Genomic DNA, 18,054 nt, shown 5'->3' on the forward strand with positions numbered 1-18,054 from the left:
CCTATGTCACGAGAGTCGTACCAGCAAGCACTGGACGAACTCCGGGAGAACGTCGTCGAGATGGGAGACCTCGTCGTTGAGCGACTCGAAGCCGCACTCACTGCGCTTCGGTCCGTCGACGAGGACCTGGCACAGTCGGTCATCGATGGCGACGACGAAATAAACGACCTGTATCTGGCACTCGAAGCCGACTGTATCGACCTCTTCGCCCTCCAGCAGCCGGTCGCGACCGACCTCCGCTTTGTCGCCGCCTCGTTCAAGATAATCACTGACCTCGAACGCGTCGCGGACCTCGCCACGAACCTCGCGGCCTACGCGCAGTCCGCCGACCGCCGTCTCGCCCCGGAAGTCGACGTCGACACAATCGGCCGCGAGGCAACCGAGATGGTCGAGCGCAGTATCGACGCGTACAGACGCGAAGACATTGACGAATGTCGTTCCATCGCGGCTGACGACGACGCCCTCGATGCGCTCTGTCAGCGGGCCAGTGAGACCGTCGCACGGGACCTCATCGAACGGGAGGCGGACAGTGACGACGGCTGGGCGGTCGAACAACTCCTTGACGACGTCTCTCGGCTCTTGTTGACCGTGCGGGACCTCGAACGCGTGGGCGACCACGCTGTCAACATCGCCGCACGCACGCTGTATATGGTCGAAACCGACTCGGAACTCATCTACTAAGCATGGAAACACGAAAGATACAGACCGTCGGTGGCGGCACGTACACCGTTTCACTGCCGAAAGAGTGGGCCGAATCGGAGAACTGCACGGCCGGGACGACGGTGAACCTCCACACACACATCGACGGCCTGCTGGTGATTCAGACCCCCGAGTCCCAGACGACGGCGCGGAACCGCGTCGAACTCGAAGCCGGGACCGACGACCCGGCCGAGATAGAACAGTTACTCCGGGCAGCCTACGCCGCCGGCGTCGAATCAGTCGTCCTCGAAGTCCTTGATGGCTACACCGACGAACAACTCCGGGCTATCGAACGCGTCACTCGGAACCTGACCGGCGTGACCGTCGCCGAGGAAACCGAGACACAAGTCACGGTCCAGACGTTGCTCGACGCCGGCGAGGTGTCGGTCAGGCAGTCGGTCCGCCAGCTCCAGTTCGTCGCCCTGTCGATGCACCGGGATGCGATGGCCGCGCTCACGACCGGGACGACCAGCGACCGATGGGCCGACCGAGACGAGCAGGCCGACCGGCTGCACGCCATGATCGACCGCTACTTCGAGCGGGGACTGGCACGGCTCGACGAGATCGACGCGCTCGGGCTGACCCGCCCCGAACTGTTCAGCCTCTGGGCGACCGCCAACGAACTCGAACGCGTGGCCGACCACGCCGAGCGAATCGGGACCGTCGCCGACCAGCTCGACGGCCAGCCAGGGCGGACCATCGTCACAGCCCTCGAAGGTATCGCTCAGGAGGTCCGAACCGTCGTCGAAGACGCTGTCCGCGTCATCATCGGTGACGCCTGCGTCGCTACCGCTCGACAGACGCTGGCCACGCGCCGGGCCGTCCGCCAGCGGATAACCGACCTCGACCGACAGCTGTTCGAATCCGGCGACGCCGACTACCGGCTCACGCGCGCCCTCGATAGTCTCTCCAGAACGGCTGAACACGGCGGCAACATCGCCGAGTTCGGCCTCCGAATGGCCGTCCGCGACGGGGCGCTCACGGCTGACAACGCCGGCACTGACGAGGCAAACGCACCGAGTTCGACAGCCGAAACGGAGTCCTGACGAACGCACAGCACACAAGACCCGTCGGTCCGGAGACCCGCTATGGTCGACTGGGACGTGTACCTCGTCACGCAGGCGTCGCTCTCGGCGGGCCGGACAACCGCCGACATCGTCGCGGACGCGATTGACGGCGGCGTCGGCGTCGTCCAGCTCCGCGAGAAGGACCGAACCGCGCGCGAACGCTACGAACTCGGTCGGGAACTGCGAGCGCTGACCCGCGAGGCCGGCGTCACGTTCGTCGTTAACGACCGCGTGGACATCGCACAGGCCCTCGACGCCGACGGGGTCCACCTCGGCGACGACGACCTTCCGGTTCCCGTTGCACGGGAACTTCTGGGTGAGGACGCGCTCATCGGCCGCTCCGTTTCGACTGTCGCAGACGCCGAAGCGGCCGCGGCCGCCGGCGCGGACTACCTCGGCGTCGGCGCGGTGTTTGCCACCGGATCGAAAGACGACATCGACGACGACGAGTACGCCATCGGCACCGACCGCGTCGCCGCCATCGCCGACGCAGTGGACATTCCCTTCGTCGGTATCGGCGGAATCACGACCGAGAACGCCACCGAGGTCGTCGAAGCCGGGGCCGATGGTGTGGCTGTTATCACCGAAATTACGCAGGCCGACGACCCGGCGGCGGCCGCTGAAGCGCTGAAACACGCGGTCGAACGCGGTCAGTAGCACCGGCGTCCGTCGGCGACTGTGCGCACACTCCTGAAGTGGCCCAGCGAAAGGGGAGGATACACTCCCGACACAGTACAGCGGTCAGCCAACGATGAACTCGGGTGCAACGATGGACGCAACGACGAGACTGAGGAACACGAGAATCGCGACGGAGCGGAGGATACCGGCCGCTTGGTGTCGGCTCTTCGGAAGCGCTTCCGCAGTGCCGGCTAATCCGGTCCCGATTACCATGGCGAGCAACCAAGCAGCCGGGGTTCCTTCGACGACCCAGCCGTAGAGATACAGGCCGGCGAAGATGAGTGCACCGGCAGCGTGGACGAGTGTAATGGGGCGTCCGGACGGCTCAGTAAAGATTCTCTCGCTGATACTGGAGGGCATCGCCGACGTATTCTCATCGAGAAATAATAAACAGCACTGGTACTTGCCCAATAGCGCCGACCCGGTCCCGACAGCGAACGGCTCTGGTGGGTCCGATGCCCTGCGGTTACGCCGACTGCTGCAGTTTCTCGCGCAACTCTCCCTTGACGACGTGGTACTTGAACGCCGGCGACCCGTCGACGAAGACGTATGGAACGCGCTCGCCGTACTCGTCGCGGAGGTCGGGGTCCTCGTCGACGTCGATGAGGTCCAGTTCGATGGCGACCCCCTCGTCGTCGGCGACCCGCTCGATTGTCTCGATGGCTTCTTCACAGAGATGACAGTCCTCCCGCGTGTAGACGGTGACCGACACGTCGCTCATTACTGGAAACACGGGGGGCCACGGCATAAGACTCTCACTCTCCCACCGGCGATGGGTTTCAGTGTCTCGCGCCCGTAACTCCGTCAATGACTGGCTGGACTATCGAAGACATGCCCCCGCTGAGGGGCCGAACTGTGGTCGTGACTGGTGCGAACAGCGGACTGGGACTCGAAGGCTCGAAGGCGTTCGCTCGCAGGGGTGCAACGGTGGTGATGGCCTGCCGGAGCGTCGAACGCGGTGAATCGGCCGCCACGGAAATTCGCGAAGCCGTTCCGAACGCGACGCTCGACGTCCGGGAGTGCGACCTGGCCGACCTGTCGAACGTCGCGGCGTTCGCCGACGGCCTCCGGGACGACTACGACGCCGTCGACATTCTCTGTAACAACGCCGGTGTCATGGCGATTCCCCGGAGCGAGACGGCCGATGGCTTCGAGACGCAGTTCGGCGTCAACCACCTGGGCCATTTCGCCCTGACCGGACACCTGCTCGACCTGCTCCGGGCCGCCGACGGCGAATCCCGGATCGTCACGCAGTCGAGTGGCGCCCACGAGATGGGCGAAATCGACTTCGACGACCTCCAGCGCGAGCGCTCCTACGGGAAGTGGTCAGCCTACGGCCAGAGCAAGCTCGCAAACCTCCTCTTCGCCTACGAACTCCAGCGTCGTCTGGGCAACCACGGCTGGGACGACGTGATAAGCGTCGCCTGCCACCCCGGCTACGCCGACACCGACCTCCAGTTCCGCGGGCCGCGGGAGATGGGGTCGACGCTGCGAACCGCGGCCATGGGCGTCGCCAACGCCGTTTTCGCGCAATCTGCCGAACAGGGCGCGCTCCCGATGCTGTACGCCGCCACCGCCGACGACGTCATCGGCGGCGAGTACGTCGGTCCCGGCGGGCTGTTCGATATGCGCGGCGCGCCAGAGTTCCAGCAGTCGAACGCGGCCTCGCGCGACGAGGAGACCGCCGAGCGGCTCTGGGCGGTCTCGACCGACCTCACTGGCGTCGAGTACGACTTCGAAAGTGTCTGAGAACAGCCGACGGTGCTGCCGCGGCGTGAGTGGAGACTGCAATCCCCACTTTTTCACCGCCGGAACGTGAACCCCGCCGGCACATGCAACCAGTCGAAGTCGCGGTCAGGCTGCTTGCAGGAATCGCCCTGATTCTCGCCAACGGCTTTTTCGTCGCCATCGAGTTCGCACTGACGCGGGCCAGACAGTACGACGAGTCCGAGTTCGACGAACCCGGCCTCCGGCGTGCCTGGGAGATGACCGACGACCTCGAGATCTATCTGACGAGCTGTCAGGTCGGCATCACCGCCTCCAGTATCGCCGTCGGTATCATCGCCGAACCGGCGCTCGCGGCCATCTTCGAGCCGTACTTCGAGACATCGGCACTGGCCGGAGTCGGCATCGGCGGCGCTATCGCGTTCCTCCTCATCAACCTCGTCCACCTGACCCACGGCGAGCAGACGCCGACGTATCTCGGCGTCGAGCGCGCGAAGTTCGTCTGCCGGTACGGTGCGACCCCGCTGTACTACTTTGCCAGACTCATCTCGCCGATTATTTCGGTCGGTGACGGGGTCGCCAAGTGGACGCTGGGACTGTTCGGCGTCGAGATGTCCGGCGCGTGGCTCGAAGCCGAGGTCGAGAGCATCGAGTCCCGCGCCGAACTACGCAACGAACTCAGCTCCGTCCTCGACCGCGGCGACGTACCCGACGAGCGGCGCGAGGAGGTTCTCTCCGCGTTCCGCGTCGGCGACCGCGAAGTCAGCGAGGTGATGGTTCCGCGGGGGGATATCGTTGCGCTGTCGCCCACCGACGACGACGCGACCAACGCCGAGCGGATCGCCGAGACGCCCCACACCCGCTACCCGCTCGTCGGCGAGACGCTCGAAGACTTCCTCGGCATCGTCTACATCCCCGCGCTCGTCGACGAGCGCGAGGAGCAGGACGGGTCGGGCGGTCTGCTGGACGGCATCGACCTCGAAGCCGTCGCCTCGCCGCCGATGACGATGTCACCGGAGACGACCGTCAGCGACGCCATCGACCAGTTCCAGGCCGAGCGCCAGGAACTCGCGTTCGTCCTTGAGGACGGCGAAGTCATCGGGCTGGTGACGGTCACGGACCTGCTCGAAGAGGTCGTCGGCGACATTCAGGACCCGATGGACGCCGAGGCCGGCGTCGCCTGACGCTGAAAGCATTTACCGGTCGCCCAGAAATCGGCGACTGTGCCCTCCCGCAGGACCGTTCTTGGAACCATCGCCTGTACGCTCGTGACCGACTGTTCCGGACTCGGCGACGACTCCTCGACGGAAGAAGCCACGGCGACAGCGACGCCAACCCCGGTAGTGTTGTCACCGGTCGACGCCGCAGCAGTGCCCGAAACGGCGACTGTCGGTGTCTTTTCCGAGACGACCGATGCACTCAAAACAGCCATCCGTGACCCCTCGGCAGACGTGACAGCCCACGAGTGGGCGCATGTGTTTCACGAGTTCGGCTGTTTCGCGTTCGACGGCGAGACGTACGCAGTCGCGGAGCGAACGACCGGATTCGGCGGCTACATCAACAAATACAGCGTGAGCGAAGTCGACGACCCCGGAAACGAGTCGACGGTACGGGTCGACGACCTCCCCGACAGCGACCGACGCGCTGTCATCGACGCGATAGACTCGGGCGAGCACCGCTACGACTCCGATGTGGGCGGCTTCGACCCGAACAGCTCGGTGTACGTCCACAACGGCTCGTACTACGTGTTCTCGCTTGCGGTCCACGGCGACAAGCCCGCTGAAGTCACGTATGCAGTTGAGGCGACGGACGGCGCCCGGTGTGTAACGCTCGAACCGCTGTCGCTCGCCGACGCGCAGGCTGAGGCGCTCGACACGGCCCTCCGGCCGGATGAGGCGGCGACTATCACTGGTGAGGCAGCCCGCGCGCTTATCGCATCGGACGTGCCCTTCGTCCTTCGGGACGGCACCTGCTACGAACTGTCTCCGGTCGACGACACCGAGTCCTGAGACGGCTATCGCGGCGGCGTGTAGAAGTTGACCGTCTCCAGTGGCTCGTCCCCGTCGTTTTCGAGACCGTGGCGTTCGCCGGCCTCGATGCGGACGAGGTCGCTGGCGTCGACCCGGTGGGCGTCGTCGTCGATGGTGACGACGCCGGTACCGCTGACCACGAACAGCCACTGGTCGCTGTGCTCGTGATAGTTTTCCGGGCCGCCGACGGACCGACCCGGCTCGACAGTCATCTCCGCGGCCTGTGCCTCGTCGGTCTCCATTGCGACCTCGAAGTAGCGGTCGAAATCGAGATGTGCCTGCTCCATACGTTTCGGTCCGTCTGCACCGTAGAGCCGCTTTCGGGAACAGAGGACGTCAGGGACTCACTCACCGCTTGTGAGCCGCCCGACCCGCCCGGTGAGTCGGGTTGCGAGACCCTCGAAATGGGCGGTGCTCCAGCCCGCGACGACGAGTGCGCCGACCGTATTGAACACGAGGTCGTTCACGATGTCGCTCGTCCCGTACTGGGCGAGGACCGCCTCGCCGCCGATAATCGACGCGATGCCGCCGCTGGCAAATTCCAGGATCTCCCAGCCGACGCCCACCGCGAGGACGAACAGAACGACGAAGGTCGCGCGGAACTTCCTGTTGAAAGCAACCGCACCGGAGTGGCGTTCGACTGCTCGTGCGACCGCGTATCCCACGCCGGCCACGAGCGATGCCGAGACGGCGTGGGCCAGACTGTCGTACCAGCCAAACGCTCCGTACAGTTCGAACGCGCCGGCCGCGTGCAGCGTCGACGCCACTGTGATCCACAGGACGAGGCCGGTGTCCATCGCGTAGCCGTACTCCCGGCGGAACAGCGCCGGCAGGAACGTTATCGCCAGTGGGCCGCCGCTGTTGACGAACAGCGTCACGTTGCCACGAACGAGTGCGAATGCGGATATCAGACCGAGGAGCGCCTGTAGCGTCCGGACAGCGATGCGGTGGTGCGTGCCGTTTCCAGGAAGGGACGCTTCCGACTGGTCACCTTCCGGGGGATCCGGGTCCGAGACGCGCAGTCGAGCGATGCGTGCTGACCGCTCGAAGTACAGTTCGAACACGACGCCGGCGACGACACCGGCACCCGCCGCAGTGACGAGATCCCACATCAACTCTGTCTGTCCATCGAGAAACGTGGTTCCCAGTAGCGTGTCGGTCGCGTAGATACCGACCGCCCAGACGCCGGCGACGGCCATCGTCACGATGACGACGAACACCGTCGCGAACCGCGGCGTCATCGTCAGTGAGGTGCCCGCATCGAGCACGACGGCCAGCAACAGCGCGACCCCGGCGACCACGAGGAACGGCGTGACCTGCGGGAAGCCGCCGAACGCCCGGACGAGTACCGGCACCGCGACCAGTCCGAGCAACTCCGCGGGCACCGTCGTTTCGAGGTCCCGCGTGGCGAACGGAACTGTGACCGCGATAGCCACGAGGAGTGCCGTGAGCACTGCCCAATCGAATTCGCCACCGGCCGCGAACCGTCCGACGCCACCCACGAGAATTCCCGTTACCGCCCACGCGCCGAGCGCGTCGAGCCGGTGGGGGCCGATGAGAGACTGTAGCGAGCCCATCACTGACTGTGGATACGACGCGAGTCGTAATCAAAGCATGGCGGTCTCCTGACACCCTTCTGGAACTCTCCGCCTTCGCGGCCGCTGTCACGCGACTGACCGACGGTTGTCTGACGAGGATATATTTCTCTGGCCGTCCAACTCCCCGTAATCAATGGACGAAGCGTTTCTGGACCTCGAATCGATTGAGGTCGAACTGGACGAGGAGTTGCTCGACGCGATTGACGACAAGGCGTTCGCCGACCACCGCGACAACCGGGACGCCGCAATCCGCGACCTGCTCGACGAGTGGTTGAAGCAGCGTGCCACCGGAGACGCAGACGAGAGTGACTGAACGTGGCCGAGGTCGCCTGCGTAACCGCCTACTGGATATCGACGGTCGCGCCTAGCTCGGGCGCTGTCGCGTCATAGCCGTCCTGCCGGAGCGTGGCTGCGAAAGCCTCACAGCGGTCGCCGTGGTTCACGAGTACCGGCGTGTCACGGTAGCTGTCGAGGTACGCAAACAACCCGTCGCGGTCGGCGTGTGCCGAAAAGTCGTACTGCTCGACGCGCGCGCTGACCGGCATAATCCGACCGTCTATCTCGGCGCTGCCGGTCTCTATGAGGTCTCGGCCCGGCGTCCCCTCGACCTGATACCCGGTCATGGTGATCTTGTTCATCGGATTCCCGCGGATTTCGGGGATGTACGTCATCGCCGGGCCGCCGGAGAGCATCCCGCTGGTGGTGACGATTGCCGCCTTCTGGTCGGTGATACGCTTGCGCTGGCCATCCTTGCCAGTGACGAACCGCGCGTGGGATTTCGCCCGCTGGAGCGCGTCCGAATCGCGGACATACTCGGGGTACTGCCCGAGCATCTCGGTCACTTGCTTCCCCATCCCGTCGACGTAGCAGGGGATGTCGTGCGCTTCGCAGATGAGCAGCATCTCCTGCGTTCGACCGATGGCGAAGGCGGGCACGACCACGGTGCCGCCCTCCCAGAGCGTCGTTTCGACGCTCTCGACGAATCGCTCCTCGACTGTCTTTCTGGGTTCGTGGTCGACATCGGCGTAGGTACTCTCACAGATGACCGCGTCAGCGGCCGGACGGGCCGACGTCCCCGAGACGAGACGCTGGTCATCGGTATGGAAATCGCCGGAGTACAGCAACCGGGTGTCGCCATCGTCCACGAGGATGTGCGCGCTCCCCGGAATGTGGCCGGCGTTGTAGAACGTGACCTCGTAGCCGGCGGCCTCGAACGACTCGCGGTAGCCGTGGGTTTCCGACACCTGCGTGACCCGTCTGACGTTGGTCTCGGTGAATGGGCAGTTGACCGTTCCACCGTGGAGTTTGAGCGTGTCCCGTGCGAGCGTCATCGCCAGTTCGTACGTCGGCGGCGTCCAGTGAATCGGCGGCCGCGCGTCGCCCGACACCAGCGCCGGGATGGTCCCGACGTGGTCGAGGTGGCCGTGCGAGACGACGACGGCGTCCGGCGACGGCGTCCGCACCGGAAACCGTGGCGGTGAGTCGGTCAACATTCCGAAATCCAGCAGCAGCGACTCGTCGATGAGGACGGCGCTCCGGCCGATCTCACCCGCCCCGCCGAGAAACTGCACATCCATTATACCGACGGAAGCGTCGCGCCCGTTTCCGTTCGTCGGTTCTGACCGAATCGTGCCATCAACCGCCGGGAAGGCGGAATATCTATGAACCGGAACACGACGATATCCGGGTTCTTAGGGGCTATGAACTGTCAAGGGAGTCTTTCCGGTTGTGGTATTGTGTAAAGATAACACGTCTGCTGGGCAGTGTTATCACGCTAGCATAAACAATTATTATACTCGGGGCTCATTGTTCAGTTGTCATGGCGACACGCCAGCAACCCCCGACGACGTACCACACGTGCAGTTGCGGTGAGGAGTTCGACACGACGGAGGAACTCCTCGAACACGCACGAGAGGCACACGGGCTTAGCGTACACTGACTGGCGTCGCGCCGTTTTTCCCATCCACGCAGAAACACCGACAGCGACAGATCAGGACGTCTTGTCGATGTCCTGTCGCACGCTGAACCGCGCGTAGCCGCCGTGTGAGAGGTCAAGCGCACCCAGCCACCAGTTCCACCGCTCGGCGAGTTGATAGTCCTCGGGCGCGTCCGCGAGGTTGTCGACGACATCCCCCACCGTCAGCTCCGCCCCGAAGTCGGTCACGAACTGGTCCGATTCCGAGAGGTCCCGCGCCTGTCTGGCCACGACCGTGACGATATCGGGGTCGGCGTCGAAGGCGTCGCGGAGTTCCCGTTCGAGTTCCTTTCGGTCCACATTCGGGTGTACGACCCGCATCTGACTTGAATGTACGGTTGGGCACACTGCTGTATTTCGGCGTCGGGAGATAGCCGTTCGGAACGGCCGCCACCGTCTCGGCGACGCTACCGGCTCCGAACAACGCTACAAAAATTCGAAAGTCGGTCTCCGATTTTGCGCTGTCGCTTACTCGGCCTCGCCCTTCTCGATAGGCGCACCAACCAGATTGCCCCATTCGGTCCAGGAGCCGTCGTAGTTGATGGTGTCGTCGTAGCCCAGCAGTTCGTGCAGGGCGAACCAGGCGACGGAGGAGCGCTCACCGATGCGGCAGTAGGCGACCGTCGTGGAGTCGCCGTCGATGCCGTACTCGGCGTAGAGTTCTTCGAGCTCGTCGTAGTCCTTGAAGGTGCCGTCGTCGTTGGTGACGGCCGCCCAGGAGATGTTCTGGGCACCGGGTACGTGGCCGCCGCGCTGGGCGGTCTCCTGGAGTCCAGGGGGTGCGAGGATTTCGCCGGAGAACTCTTCGGGCGAGCGAACGTCGACGAGCGGCAGTTCACGCTCGATGGCGTTCTCGACGTCCTCTCGGTAGGCGCGGATGGACTCGCGCGGACCGGCGGCCTCGTAGTCGACTTCGGAGAACTCGGGCACTTCGTCGGTGAGTTCGTAGTCGTTCTCGACCCAGTACTCGCGACCGCCGTCGAGGAGCTTCACGTCGTCGTGACCGTAGTACTTGAACTGCCAGTATGTGTAGGCGGCGAACCAGTTGGAGTTGTCACCGTAGAGCACAACCGTCGAGTCCTCGCTGATGCCGTGGGCACCGAGCAGGTCCTCGAAGTCGTCCTTGTCGAGGATGTCCCGCGTGGTCTGGTCCTGGAGGTCCGTCTCCCAGTTGAAGCCGATTGCGCCGGGCGCGTGGCTCTCGTCGTACAGTTCCGTGTCGACGTCCACCTCTACCAGTCGGTGGGCGGGGTCGTCGCTCTGGAACTCGTCCAGATGCTCGCTGACCCAGTCGGCCGAGACGAGCACGTCGTTAGCGTAGTCAGTCATAGTGCGTCGAAGCGTAAGTCTACCAGACATATATTACCACGACTTTCGGCATGTTCGGCCACTCATCCACCCTGGCGGCATATATTACCCCTATTTGGAGGTGCCGAAAGACGGCGTTCCAGCGGTGGAGGGAATAAGGGCCATGGAGTACCATGTCCGGGACGGCTCGCTCTGTTCTCCCGTGAGAACGAGCAATATTTGCAACCACCTTCGACCGACTGCGATGGGAGTTTTCAAGCGGACAGAGCGGTAACGCCACGACAATGACTGATTTCGTCTCTGCGGAGTGGGTGGCGAGCCAGGGCGAGGGTATCCGAATCGTCGACGTGCGCGACGCCTGGGAATACGACGGCCTCGGCCACCTCCCGAATGCGGTGAGCGTGCCCTTCGATTCGTTCCGGGCAGACGAACACGGCACGGAGTCCGACGCCGACGCTGGCGAAGGGATGCTCCCCGACGAGGACGACTGGGCACAGTTGCTCTCGGAGGCCGGCGTCTCCCCGGAGAGCGACATCGTCGCGTACGACGACCACCACGGCGTCTTCGCCGCGCGGTTTCTGGTCACCGCAGAACTGTTCGGCCACGACCCCGCCCGGCTCCATCTCCTCGACGGCGACTTCTCCAGTTGGCAACTCGAACGGGAAACGTCGAGCGAGACGCCGGCTGTCGAGCCGACCGACTACGAGCTGACTCGTCCCGACGCGACGCCGCTGGTCGGTCCGGACGCGGTCGCTGACGCCGCGGACGACCCTGACGCGGTGCTGGTCGACACACGCGAGGACGGGGAGTACGACGAGGGCCACATCCCGGGTGCGGTCCTGCTGGACTGGCGGGCCCTCGTCGACGACGAGACGCGGGGACTGCTTCCGCAAGACGAAGCGCGATCTGTTCTCGAACGTGCAGGTATCGTCCCCGAGAAACGTATCGTCCTCTACTGTAACACCGCTCGGCGAATCAGCCACACGTACGTCGTTCTCCGGCATCTCGGCTTCGAGCAGGTGGATTTCTACGAAGGGAGCCTGACCGAATGGGAGGCACAGGGGCGGCCGCTGGAGACGAACTAACTGTTATACCGACTGCTGGCTCAGCTCAGTTGCTGCTGGTCTCCCTGCCGCTCGTTCGTCAACAGCGACGACAGTTCGACCAACAGCGCGATGACGACTGGCCCGGCGATAAAGCCGATGACGCCCAGCGTCAGCACGCCGCCGGTGAACCCGACGAAGTAGAGGCTGGCCGGGAGGCCGGTCGTGTAGCGGGCGAGTTTCGGCCTGATGACTGCGTCGGGGAGGAAGCCGACGAAGACGAGGCCGAACACGGTCACCAGTATCGCACCGGTGATGTTTCCATTGATGAGGTCCGCGACAGCGATGGTAAGGACGACGACGCTGGGGCCGATGACGGGGACGAACTGCAGGATGCCGGCGACCACCGCCAGTGCGAACGCGCCCTGATAGCCCAGCAGCCAGAACACGACCCACGCCACGACGAAGGTCCCGAACGCCGTCGCCGCCTGGAGAACGTAAATCGCGTACAGCGTCCCCCGGAGTCGCTGATGGAGTCGGTTGACGACCTCGTGATACGACGCCGGCACCGTCCGATAGGCGGCCTTTTTGGGCGCCTGTGGCCGCCACAGCATCGCGTAGACGAGAATCGTAAACAGGACGGCTTTCAGCGCCAGGACGGGCGATTCTGCCGCGAGGTCGACTGCGAAATCCGTGAGTATCCGTCGCGCTGATAGCAACGTCGGCGCGATCTCGACCGGGTAGCTAAACCCGCCGACATCGATGGTCACCATCGGTGGGAGTTGCTGGAAGAACGAAAACAGGTCACGACGGCGGAGATACAGCACGGCCCCGAGCGGGACGACGATGAGTGTGCCGCTGACGAAGGCGATACCAGTCGTCACGGCCGCCGACAGTCGCTTGTTGAGCCCGTGGCGCCCGAGCCACTTCGAGACGGGGAACAGGACGTATGCGACTGTGATTGCGAAGAATATCGTCGATAGCACTCGCGCGAGCAGGACTGTCGTCAGACAGCCGGTGAGAACGAGCAGGCCCGCGAGGACGTAGGTTCGTCGGCGTGTTACCACGCCCGTCCTTTTATATTGGTCGGTAAAAACGTTATCTGCACACACCAGTCGAGTAACAGGTCCGTCAGGACCGGGAGAACAGCGCCGCCAACTGCTCCCGTGAGAACAGCGTCGTCGGCCGGTCCATGTGGACGCCGATCTCGCCCTCGAAGGCCTTCATCCCGGCTTTCTGTATCGGCTCCGGCGCGGAGTAGCCCGCCCGGACCGCGTGGCCCAGACGGATTTCCTGCCGGAGGTCGTCGCGCCACGCACGCTCGTACTCGCCCAGCGTCGCCGGGTCCTCCGAGTCGATTTCCCGGGCCGCGTGGTCGGCCGCGGTCATGCCGTAGCGGATACCGCCGCCGGTGAAGGGTTTGGTCTGGGCGGCGGCGTCGCCGACGAGGAACGACCGCCGGCCGGTGACCCGCTTCGGCGGGCCGATGGGGATAAGTCCGGAACAGCGGTGGTCGGTTTCGACGCCGTAGCCGTCGACGAATTCCTCGAAGCGCCCGCGGGCGTCGTCGCCCGGCGGCACAGCCAGCCCGTACTCGACGCCGGCCTCGCCCCGCGGGATGCGCCAGGCGAAAAAGCGCGGGACTGTGAGGTGAACGTCGACGAAGTCGGTGTGGTCCACCTCGTCGCTGAACCCGAGCACGCCGTGCAGCAGTTCGTCGGGCTCCGGCAGGTCCAGTTCCCGCCGGACGCGGCTCTTCGGGCCGTCACAGCCGGCAACCATTTTCGCTCGGTGCGCCTCGACGCCGTCGTCGCCGCGGACCTCCACGGTAACGCTGTCCCTGTCCTCGGTGACCCCGACGACGGAGTGTGCTTCTCGAACGTCCGCACCGGCGTCGCGGGCCAACCCTGCGAGGTGCTTGTCCAGGCCGACGCGGTCGATGACGTTCGAGATGACCTCATCCTTGTAGAATGGGTGGTCTTGGCTCCCGGGGCCGCCGGTGTGGAACCGCGCGCCGGAGATCTCGTTTTGGAACAGTTCGTCGCGGGCGTCCTCGGTGAACTCCCAGATATCTGTACTCACATGGCCCGAGCAGGCCAGCGGCTTGCCGATCTCCCCCTGTTCGAACACCACCACGTCGAGCCCCCGGCTCGCCGCCTGACGCGCGTACCGGGACCCAGCCGGACCCGCGCCGACCACCACAACATCGTGCATACACGTTCTCTCGGTGTCACGAACCAAATAGCTTCTCGATTCAGACGGACTGTTGTACCTGTTTTCGGGACGACCGCTGGGTTAGCTATCCGTCGCAGGGACCCGAGAATGGGCCTGTTGCTCGGCCAACCGCCGAAACGGCCGTCGCGTCACCAGCCGAAGCAGGGCGTATTTGTCGGTGTAGCCCCTGTCACCGCCCATGGCAGAGTACCAGCCCGGCGTCTGCAACATCGGGGCGAACCAGCGCCGTGCCCGCCGACTGTCGGCCATTGCTTCGTTTGCAGTCGCCATCGGTATCGCCCTCGCCGCCACCCTCGGCGCGATACCCGACCTGTCGCTGTGGGCGACCGTCCCCTTCGTTTTCGGCGGGTACGTCGGCGCGCTGCAGGATTACTTCCGGTTCTGCGTCGCCTTCGGGGCACTCGCCCGCTACGACCTCTCCGGGTCGGGCGGGGAAAGCGGGCGCGTCGACGCAAGCGAGGCTGTTCGCGCCGACCGGCGAAAAGCGGCGAAGATTCTCCTGCTTGCGACCGTTGCGACGGCCGTGACGAGTGGTCTCGGTGCCGTTTTGGTCCGACTGGCGTAGCTGCGGACGGACTCTGATGCCGACCACTTGCTCGGCCGCCCCTCACACGACGGCCAGTCCGCTCGGGACCTGGTCGTACTCGACCGGCCAGCCCACGCCGTCGGGACCCTCCCGAGTCCACGTCTCCCCGCGCTTTGACTGGAACAGGCCGTGGTTCGTCAGCGCGAGGAAGCCGCCGTCCGGGTCGGCAGCGAGGACCGGCCGGGCCAGCCCTTCCGGTCCCGGCAGGCCGTCCATCGACTGTCTCCACCGGTCGCCGTCCCACCGGTAGACGTAGCTCTCGCCGCTGGTGCTGTGGGCCGACCGGGGGCCGCTGGCGGCCGAGACGACGATGCAGTCCGGATCGTCAGGATGGACGGCCAGCCCCCACACGTACCGATGGCCCAGCCCCTCCTGTGGGTGCGTCCACGTCGTCCCGCGGTCCGTCGACAGCGCGAAGCCGTCGCCGGCGGCGGTGTACACCCGGTCCGGGGCATCGGGATGAGTCGCCAGCGTGTGGTTGTCCCGCCGCGCGCCCTCGGGGTGGTTGACCCACCTCCCGCCGCCGTCGGGACTGCGGACGAACGCGCCGGCCTCGATGGCGGCGTACACCTGTTCCGGGTCGTCCGGTGCGAGGGCGATCCACCGGACATGGTGGGTGTCGGGCCGCGGCGGGAACGACCACCGCGAAGCCGAGTCCAGTTCCGTCAGCCCGGGTTTCTCAGTCCACGTCTCTCCACCGTCGGTCGACTGATAGACCGCGCTCGGCTCCGTTCCGGCCCACACCACGTCGGCATCGTGTGGGCTGACTGTGACGCTCGTCACGCGGTCCCCGGCGTCAAGGGCCGACTCCCACGTCGCTCCGCCATCGGTCGTCCGCTGGAGACCAGCGTCTACGGTGCCCACGAAGGCACGGTCCGGTTCCGCCGCTCCTGCAGCGACGCACTCGATGTCGTGACCGATGAGGCCGTCGTCCCAGCCGCTGTGGCCGTCGCCGACGAGGATACGGTCACCGAGCGCGGCGTAGGCGGTGTGCATGGCCGACTGTACGACGCCCGAGCCAAGAACACTGGCGGTGTCAGCGACTGACCGACCGCGTCAACGCGAAGACGTACAGCGCGGCGAAGCAGCCGCCGAGCTTAGTCGTCGGCGGCGACCGTTTCGGTCCCGATCCGGCGATCGAGGAAGCCATCGAGCAGGCGGAACAGCCGCGTTTTCTGCTCGATGTCGGAGGAGGCGTGGCCCTCCTCGCCGAGTTCCCGATACTCGAAATCGCCGTCCGATCCCTCGGTGTAGCCGGCGACTTCGAGCGCGTCGCGGAACAGGCGGGCCTGCGAGACGGGGACTCGACGGTCGTTGACGCCGTGGACGATGAACAGCGGGGCGTCGAGGTTATCGGCGTGGGTGATGGGCGACCGCTCCTCGTACAGCTCCGGGTTCTCCGCCGGGGTGCCCATGTTCTTCTCCATGAGCTCAGTCCGGTAGTGTGGCATCGTGTTCTCGTACTGGTCTTCGAGGTCCGTGAGGCCGATCCAGGCGACGCCGGCGTCGTACAGGTCAGGGTACTGGACCATTTGCCAGTACGCCGAGTAGCCGCCGTAGGAGCCGCCGAAGACGACGATGCGGTCCTCGTCTACCCACTCACACGTCGCGAGGACGTGCTCGGCGGCCGAGGCCACGTCGCCCTGCTCGGCCCCGCCCCAGTCGTCGTACAGTTCGCGGATAAACTCGCGGCCGTGGCCGGTCGAGCCCCGGTAGTTCACCTGCAACACCGAGAAGCCCCGGTGGACGAGGAACTGCGTGTAGAGGTCGAAGGATTTGCTGTCCACCCAGCGCGGGCCGCCGTGAGGATTGACGATGAGCGGCGACGGCCGCTCGCCGGAATCGTACAGCAGACAGCCGATCTCCAGCGTGTCGTAGGGGTCGTGCTCGACCGCGGCCTGCCGCGTCTCTGGCACGCCGTCGGACTCGATGGTGAAGTACTCCGCGTCGGCGAAGTCGTCAGGTGAGAACGGGCCGTACTCGGCTTCGACCAGCGCCTCTGTCTCGTCGGTGTCGAGGTCGTAGGCGAGCAGTTCGGGGCGGCGCGTCGGCGTCGTGTGTAGCGCCAGCAGGCGGTCCCCGGAAAGCACCGGGTCGCCGCCCATCATGCCGAAGGAGGCGACGCCCTCTGGCAGGTCGAGTTCGCGCTCCTCGCCGGATTCGATGGCGTACACGACGGGCACCTTCGTGGCCTCGCGGGTCCGAACGGCCAAGAACCGCTCGCCGTCGGGCAGGAGCGCCTGTGGCTCCTCCTCGTACTCGCCGCCGAACCACGTTACCTCGTCCGTCGCCAGGTCGTAGACACCGCTCCGGGACAGGTCCTCGCTGTTGTCCACGACCAGCAGGCGGTCGCCGTCGGGTCCCCAGTCGGCTGGGGCGGCTTCCGCGCCGGTGACACCGATTTCGAGGGGCTTCGGGTTTGCCCCGTCAGCGTCGCTGACGTACACGTCCATGTTGTCGAAGTCGTCGGTCTCGTTGGTCGTGTATGCCAGCTGCGAGCCGTCGGGTGAGAGGATGCCCGTGTGAACCGCGCGGTCGTAATCGGTCAGCTTCGCCGTCTCGCCGCTCCCGAGGTCGTGGCTGTAGAGGTTCATCTGGCCGTCGCGTGTCGACCCGACCAGCAGGGCCTCACCGTCCCTGCCGACGTCCTGTATCACCACCTGCCCGTCCATCTCGACGACTGCCTCGACCGACCCGTCGCGCTCGATGGCGTACACGTCGTTCTGTTCGTTGCCGTCGTCGTCGAGGTGGAAGAACACCCGCTCCCCGTCGGCTCCCCACTCGACGTGCCAGCGGGCGTTCCGGGGAACTTCGCCGTCGCTCCACTGCTCGTGGGTGCCGCTCTCGACGTCAAGGACGTGAAGCTCGTTGCGCCCGCTCACGTCGTAGTAGAAGGCCACTTCGTCGCCGTTGGGGGACGCCGTCGGATGGGCCAGCGTCGGGAGTCTGGCGAGTTCCTCCAGTACCGTTTCGGGGTCCGTCGCACCGCTTTCAGGGTCGGACATACGACGTGTGCTAACTCCGGCTAGATTGTAGTTGTTCTGCCGACACGAGAGCGTATGTGGTAAGGATGACTGTTCCTGTCGCCCCCGATGGGCGGTACCCACAGA

At 65.4% G+C, this 18,054-nt stretch carries 20 protein-coding genes; 9 read left to right on the plus strand and 11 right to left on the minus strand.

Annotated elements, in window-relative coordinates:
• Nucleotides 1–3: 3 nt before the first annotated feature.
• Genes phoU through thiE form a run of 3 tightly spaced genes read left to right on the plus strand, consistent with a single transcriptional unit; the run spans nt 4 to nt 2,423 of the window.
• On the plus strand, nt 4–681 hold the full coding sequence (gene phoU / locus Har1131_RS04670; RefSeq protein ID WP_050037074.1) for a phosphate signaling complex protein PhoU: 678 nt from the start codon (nt 4–6) through the stop codon (nt 679–681).
• Nucleotides 682–683: 2 nt separating this feature from the next.
• Nucleotides 684–1,745 carry a phosphate uptake regulator PhoU gene (locus Har1131_RS04675; protein WP_050037073.1) on the plus strand — a complete coding sequence of 354 codons (1,062 nt, stop codon included), beginning with the start codon at nt 684–686 and terminating at the stop codon, nt 1,743–1,745.
• Between the two features lie 42 nt (nt 1,746–1,787).
• Nucleotides 1,788–2,423, plus strand: a complete 636-nt coding sequence (gene thiE / locus Har1131_RS04680; protein WP_014041296.1) for a thiamine phosphate synthase — start codon at nt 1,788–1,790, stop codon at nt 2,421–2,423.
• 84 nt (nt 2,424–2,507) lie between these two features.
• Here thiE and Har1131_RS04685 read toward each other — a convergent pair whose 3' ends face one another.
• Complete coding sequence (locus Har1131_RS04685; protein ID WP_044952033.1) at nt 2,508–2,804, minus strand: hypothetical protein; 297 nt, start codon at nt 2,802–2,804, stop codon at nt 2,508–2,510.
• Between the two features lie 106 nt (nt 2,805–2,910).
• A complete protein-coding gene (locus Har1131_RS04690) occupies nt 2,911–3,165 on the minus strand; it encodes a glutaredoxin family protein (protein WP_151145264.1) in 255 nt (84 codons plus the stop codon).
• An 86-nt stretch (nt 3,166–3,251) separates the two neighbouring features.
• On the opposite strand from Har1131_RS04690, the gene Har1131_RS04695 reads away from it, so the two are divergent.
• The 3 genes from Har1131_RS04695 to Har1131_RS04705 all read left to right on the plus strand — a co-directional run bounded on the left by Har1131_RS04695 (nt 3,252) and on the right by Har1131_RS04705 (nt 6,178).
• A complete protein-coding gene (locus Har1131_RS04695; RefSeq protein ID WP_151145267.1) occupies nt 3,252–4,193 on the plus strand; it encodes an oxidoreductase in 942 nt (313 codons plus the stop codon).
• Between the two features lie 83 nt (nt 4,194–4,276).
• Nucleotides 4,277–5,353 carry a hemolysin family protein gene (locus Har1131_RS04700; protein WP_151145270.1) on the plus strand — a complete coding sequence of 359 codons (1,077 nt, stop codon included), beginning with the start codon at nt 4,277–4,279 and terminating at the stop codon, nt 5,351–5,353.
• 39 nt (nt 5,354–5,392) lie between these two features.
• Nucleotides 5,393–6,178: a hypothetical protein gene (locus Har1131_RS04705; protein WP_151145273.1), complete on the plus strand. Its 786-nt coding sequence runs from the start codon at nt 5,393–5,395 to the stop codon at nt 6,176–6,178.
• Nucleotides 6,179–6,183: 5 nt separating this feature from the next.
• On the opposite strand, the gene Har1131_RS04710 is transcribed toward Har1131_RS04705, so the two are convergent.
• The gene (locus Har1131_RS04710) at nt 6,184–6,486 is read right to left on the minus strand and encodes a cupin domain-containing protein (RefSeq protein ID WP_014041290.1); all 303 of its coding nucleotides are present in this window, start codon (nt 6,484–6,486) and stop codon (nt 6,184–6,186) included.
• Between the two features lie 57 nt (nt 6,487–6,543).
• Entirely contained in the window at nt 6,544–7,776 is a 1,233-nt protein-coding gene (locus Har1131_RS04715; protein ID WP_151145276.1) for a DUF2238 domain-containing protein, read from the minus strand.
• Nucleotides 7,777–7,930: 154 nt separating this feature from the next.
• Here Har1131_RS04715 and Har1131_RS04720 point away from each other — a divergent pair, with 154 nt between their 5' ends.
• Nucleotides 7,931–8,110: a ribbon-helix-helix protein, CopG family gene (locus tag Har1131_RS04720; protein WP_050037068.1), complete on the plus strand. Its 180-nt coding sequence runs from the start codon at nt 7,931–7,933 to the stop codon at nt 8,108–8,110.
• A gap of 28 nt (nt 8,111–8,138) precedes the next feature.
• Here Har1131_RS04720 and Har1131_RS04725 read toward each other — a convergent pair whose 3' ends face one another.
• From Har1131_RS04725 to Har1131_RS04735, 3 genes are all read right to left on the minus strand, one after another.
• Entirely contained in the window at nt 8,139–9,374 is a 1,236-nt protein-coding gene (locus Har1131_RS04725) for an MBL fold metallo-hydrolase (protein WP_129755600.1), read from the minus strand.
• 413 nt (nt 9,375–9,787) lie between these two features.
• Complete coding sequence (locus Har1131_RS04730; protein WP_008307932.1) at nt 9,788–10,093, minus strand: hypothetical protein; 306 nt, start codon at nt 10,091–10,093, stop codon at nt 9,788–9,790.
• A gap of 147 nt (nt 10,094–10,240) precedes the next feature.
• Nucleotides 10,241–11,101, minus strand: coding sequence for a sulfurtransferase (locus tag Har1131_RS04735; RefSeq protein WP_014041285.1), 861 nt, complete (start codon nt 11,099–11,101; stop codon nt 10,241–10,243).
• Nucleotides 11,102–11,364: 263 nt separating this feature from the next.
• Here Har1131_RS04735 and Har1131_RS04740 point away from each other — a divergent pair, with 263 nt between their 5' ends.
• Nucleotides 11,365–12,165 carry a sulfurtransferase gene (locus Har1131_RS04740; protein WP_014041284.1) on the plus strand — a complete coding sequence of 267 codons (801 nt, stop codon included), beginning with the start codon at nt 11,365–11,367 and terminating at the stop codon, nt 12,163–12,165.
• Between the two features lie 20 nt (nt 12,166–12,185).
• Here Har1131_RS04740 and Har1131_RS04745 read toward each other — a convergent pair whose 3' ends face one another.
• Nucleotides 12,186–13,190: an AI-2E family transporter gene (locus tag Har1131_RS04745; RefSeq protein ID WP_014041283.1), complete on the minus strand. Its 1,005-nt coding sequence runs from the start codon at nt 13,188–13,190 to the stop codon at nt 12,186–12,188.
• Nucleotides 13,191–13,254: 64 nt separating this feature from the next.
• Complete coding sequence (locus Har1131_RS04750) at nt 13,255–14,337, minus strand: geranylgeranyl reductase family protein (protein ID WP_050037066.1); 1,083 nt, start codon at nt 14,335–14,337, stop codon at nt 13,255–13,257.
• A 199-nt stretch (nt 14,338–14,536) separates the two neighbouring features.
• Between Har1131_RS04750 and Har1131_RS04755 the strand changes: the two genes are divergently transcribed.
• Nucleotides 14,537–14,923 carry a hypothetical protein gene (locus Har1131_RS04755; protein WP_050007253.1) on the plus strand — a complete coding sequence of 129 codons (387 nt, stop codon included), beginning with the start codon at nt 14,537–14,539 and terminating at the stop codon, nt 14,921–14,923.
• Nucleotides 14,924–14,965: 42 nt separating this feature from the next.
• Here the strand turns inward: Har1131_RS04755 and Har1131_RS04760 are convergent, their stop codons facing one another.
• Entirely contained in the window at nt 14,966–15,940 is a 975-nt protein-coding gene (locus Har1131_RS04760; protein ID WP_151103802.1) for a hypothetical protein, read from the minus strand.
• 101 nt (nt 15,941–16,041) lie between these two features.
• Nucleotides 16,042–17,949, minus strand: a complete 1,908-nt coding sequence (locus tag Har1131_RS04765) for a prolyl oligopeptidase family serine peptidase (protein ID WP_151145279.1) — start codon at nt 17,947–17,949, stop codon at nt 16,042–16,044.
• Nucleotides 17,950–18,054 lie beyond the last annotated feature (105 nt).

It is taken from the genome of Haloarcula sp. CBA1131, from assembly GCF_008728975.1.
GTDB classification, from domain to species: Archaea; Halobacteriota; Halobacteria; order Halobacteriales; family Haloarculaceae; genus Haloarcula; species Haloarcula hispanica.

Excerpts from the sequence above, each read along its gene's own strand:
- phoU (WP_050037074.1), top strand. The coding sequence starts at position 4 with ATGTCACGAGAGTCGTACCAGCAAGCACTGGACGAACTCCGGGAGAAC.
- Har1131_RS04675 (WP_050037073.1), top strand. The coding sequence starts at position 684 with ATGGAAACACGAAAGATACAGACCGTCGGTGGCGGCACGTACACCGTT.
- thiE (WP_014041296.1), top strand. The coding sequence starts at position 1,788 with ATGGTCGACTGGGACGTGTACCTCGTCACGCAGGCGTCGCTCTCGGCG.
- Har1131_RS04685 (WP_044952033.1), bottom strand. The coding sequence starts at position 2,804 with ATGCCCTCCAGTATCAGCGAGAGAATCTTTACTGAGCCGTCCGGACGC.
- Har1131_RS04690 (WP_151145264.1), bottom strand. The coding sequence starts at position 3,165 with ATGAGCGACGTGTCGGTCACCGTCTACACGCGGGAGGACTGTCATCTC.
- Har1131_RS04695 (WP_151145267.1), top strand. The coding sequence starts at position 3,252 with ATGACTGGCTGGACTATCGAAGACATGCCCCCGCTGAGGGGCCGAACT.
- Har1131_RS04700 (WP_151145270.1), top strand. The coding sequence starts at position 4,277 with ATGCAACCAGTCGAAGTCGCGGTCAGGCTGCTTGCAGGAATCGCCCTG.
- Har1131_RS04710 (WP_014041290.1), bottom strand. The coding sequence starts at position 6,486 with ATGGAGCAGGCACATCTCGATTTCGACCGCTACTTCGAGGTCGCAATG.
- Har1131_RS04715 (WP_151145276.1), bottom strand. The coding sequence starts at position 7,776 with ATGGGCTCGCTACAGTCTCTCATCGGCCCCCACCGGCTCGACGCGCTC.
- Har1131_RS04720 (WP_050037068.1), top strand. The coding sequence starts at position 7,931 with ATGGACGAAGCGTTTCTGGACCTCGAATCGATTGAGGTCGAACTGGAC.
- Har1131_RS04725 (WP_129755600.1), bottom strand. The coding sequence starts at position 9,374 with ATGGATGTGCAGTTTCTCGGCGGGGCGGGTGAGATCGGCCGGAGCGCC.
- Har1131_RS04730 (WP_008307932.1), bottom strand. The coding sequence starts at position 10,093 with ATGCGGGTCGTACACCCGAATGTGGACCGAAAGGAACTCGAACGGGAA.
- Har1131_RS04735 (WP_014041285.1), bottom strand. The coding sequence starts at position 11,101 with ATGACTGACTACGCTAACGACGTGCTCGTCTCGGCCGACTGGGTCAGC.
- Har1131_RS04740 (WP_014041284.1), top strand. The coding sequence starts at position 11,365 with ATGACTGATTTCGTCTCTGCGGAGTGGGTGGCGAGCCAGGGCGAGGGT.
- Har1131_RS04750 (WP_050037066.1), bottom strand. The coding sequence starts at position 14,337 with ATGCACGATGTTGTGGTGGTCGGCGCGGGTCCGGCTGGGTCCCGGTAC.
- Har1131_RS04755 (WP_050007253.1), top strand. The coding sequence starts at position 14,537 with ATGGCAGAGTACCAGCCCGGCGTCTGCAACATCGGGGCGAACCAGCGC.
- Har1131_RS04760 (WP_151103802.1), bottom strand. The coding sequence starts at position 15,940 with ATGCACACCGCCTACGCCGCGCTCGGTGACCGTATCCTCGTCGGCGAC.
- Har1131_RS04765 (WP_151145279.1), bottom strand. The coding sequence starts at position 17,949 with ATGTCCGACCCTGAAAGCGGTGCGACGGACCCCGAAACGGTACTGGAG.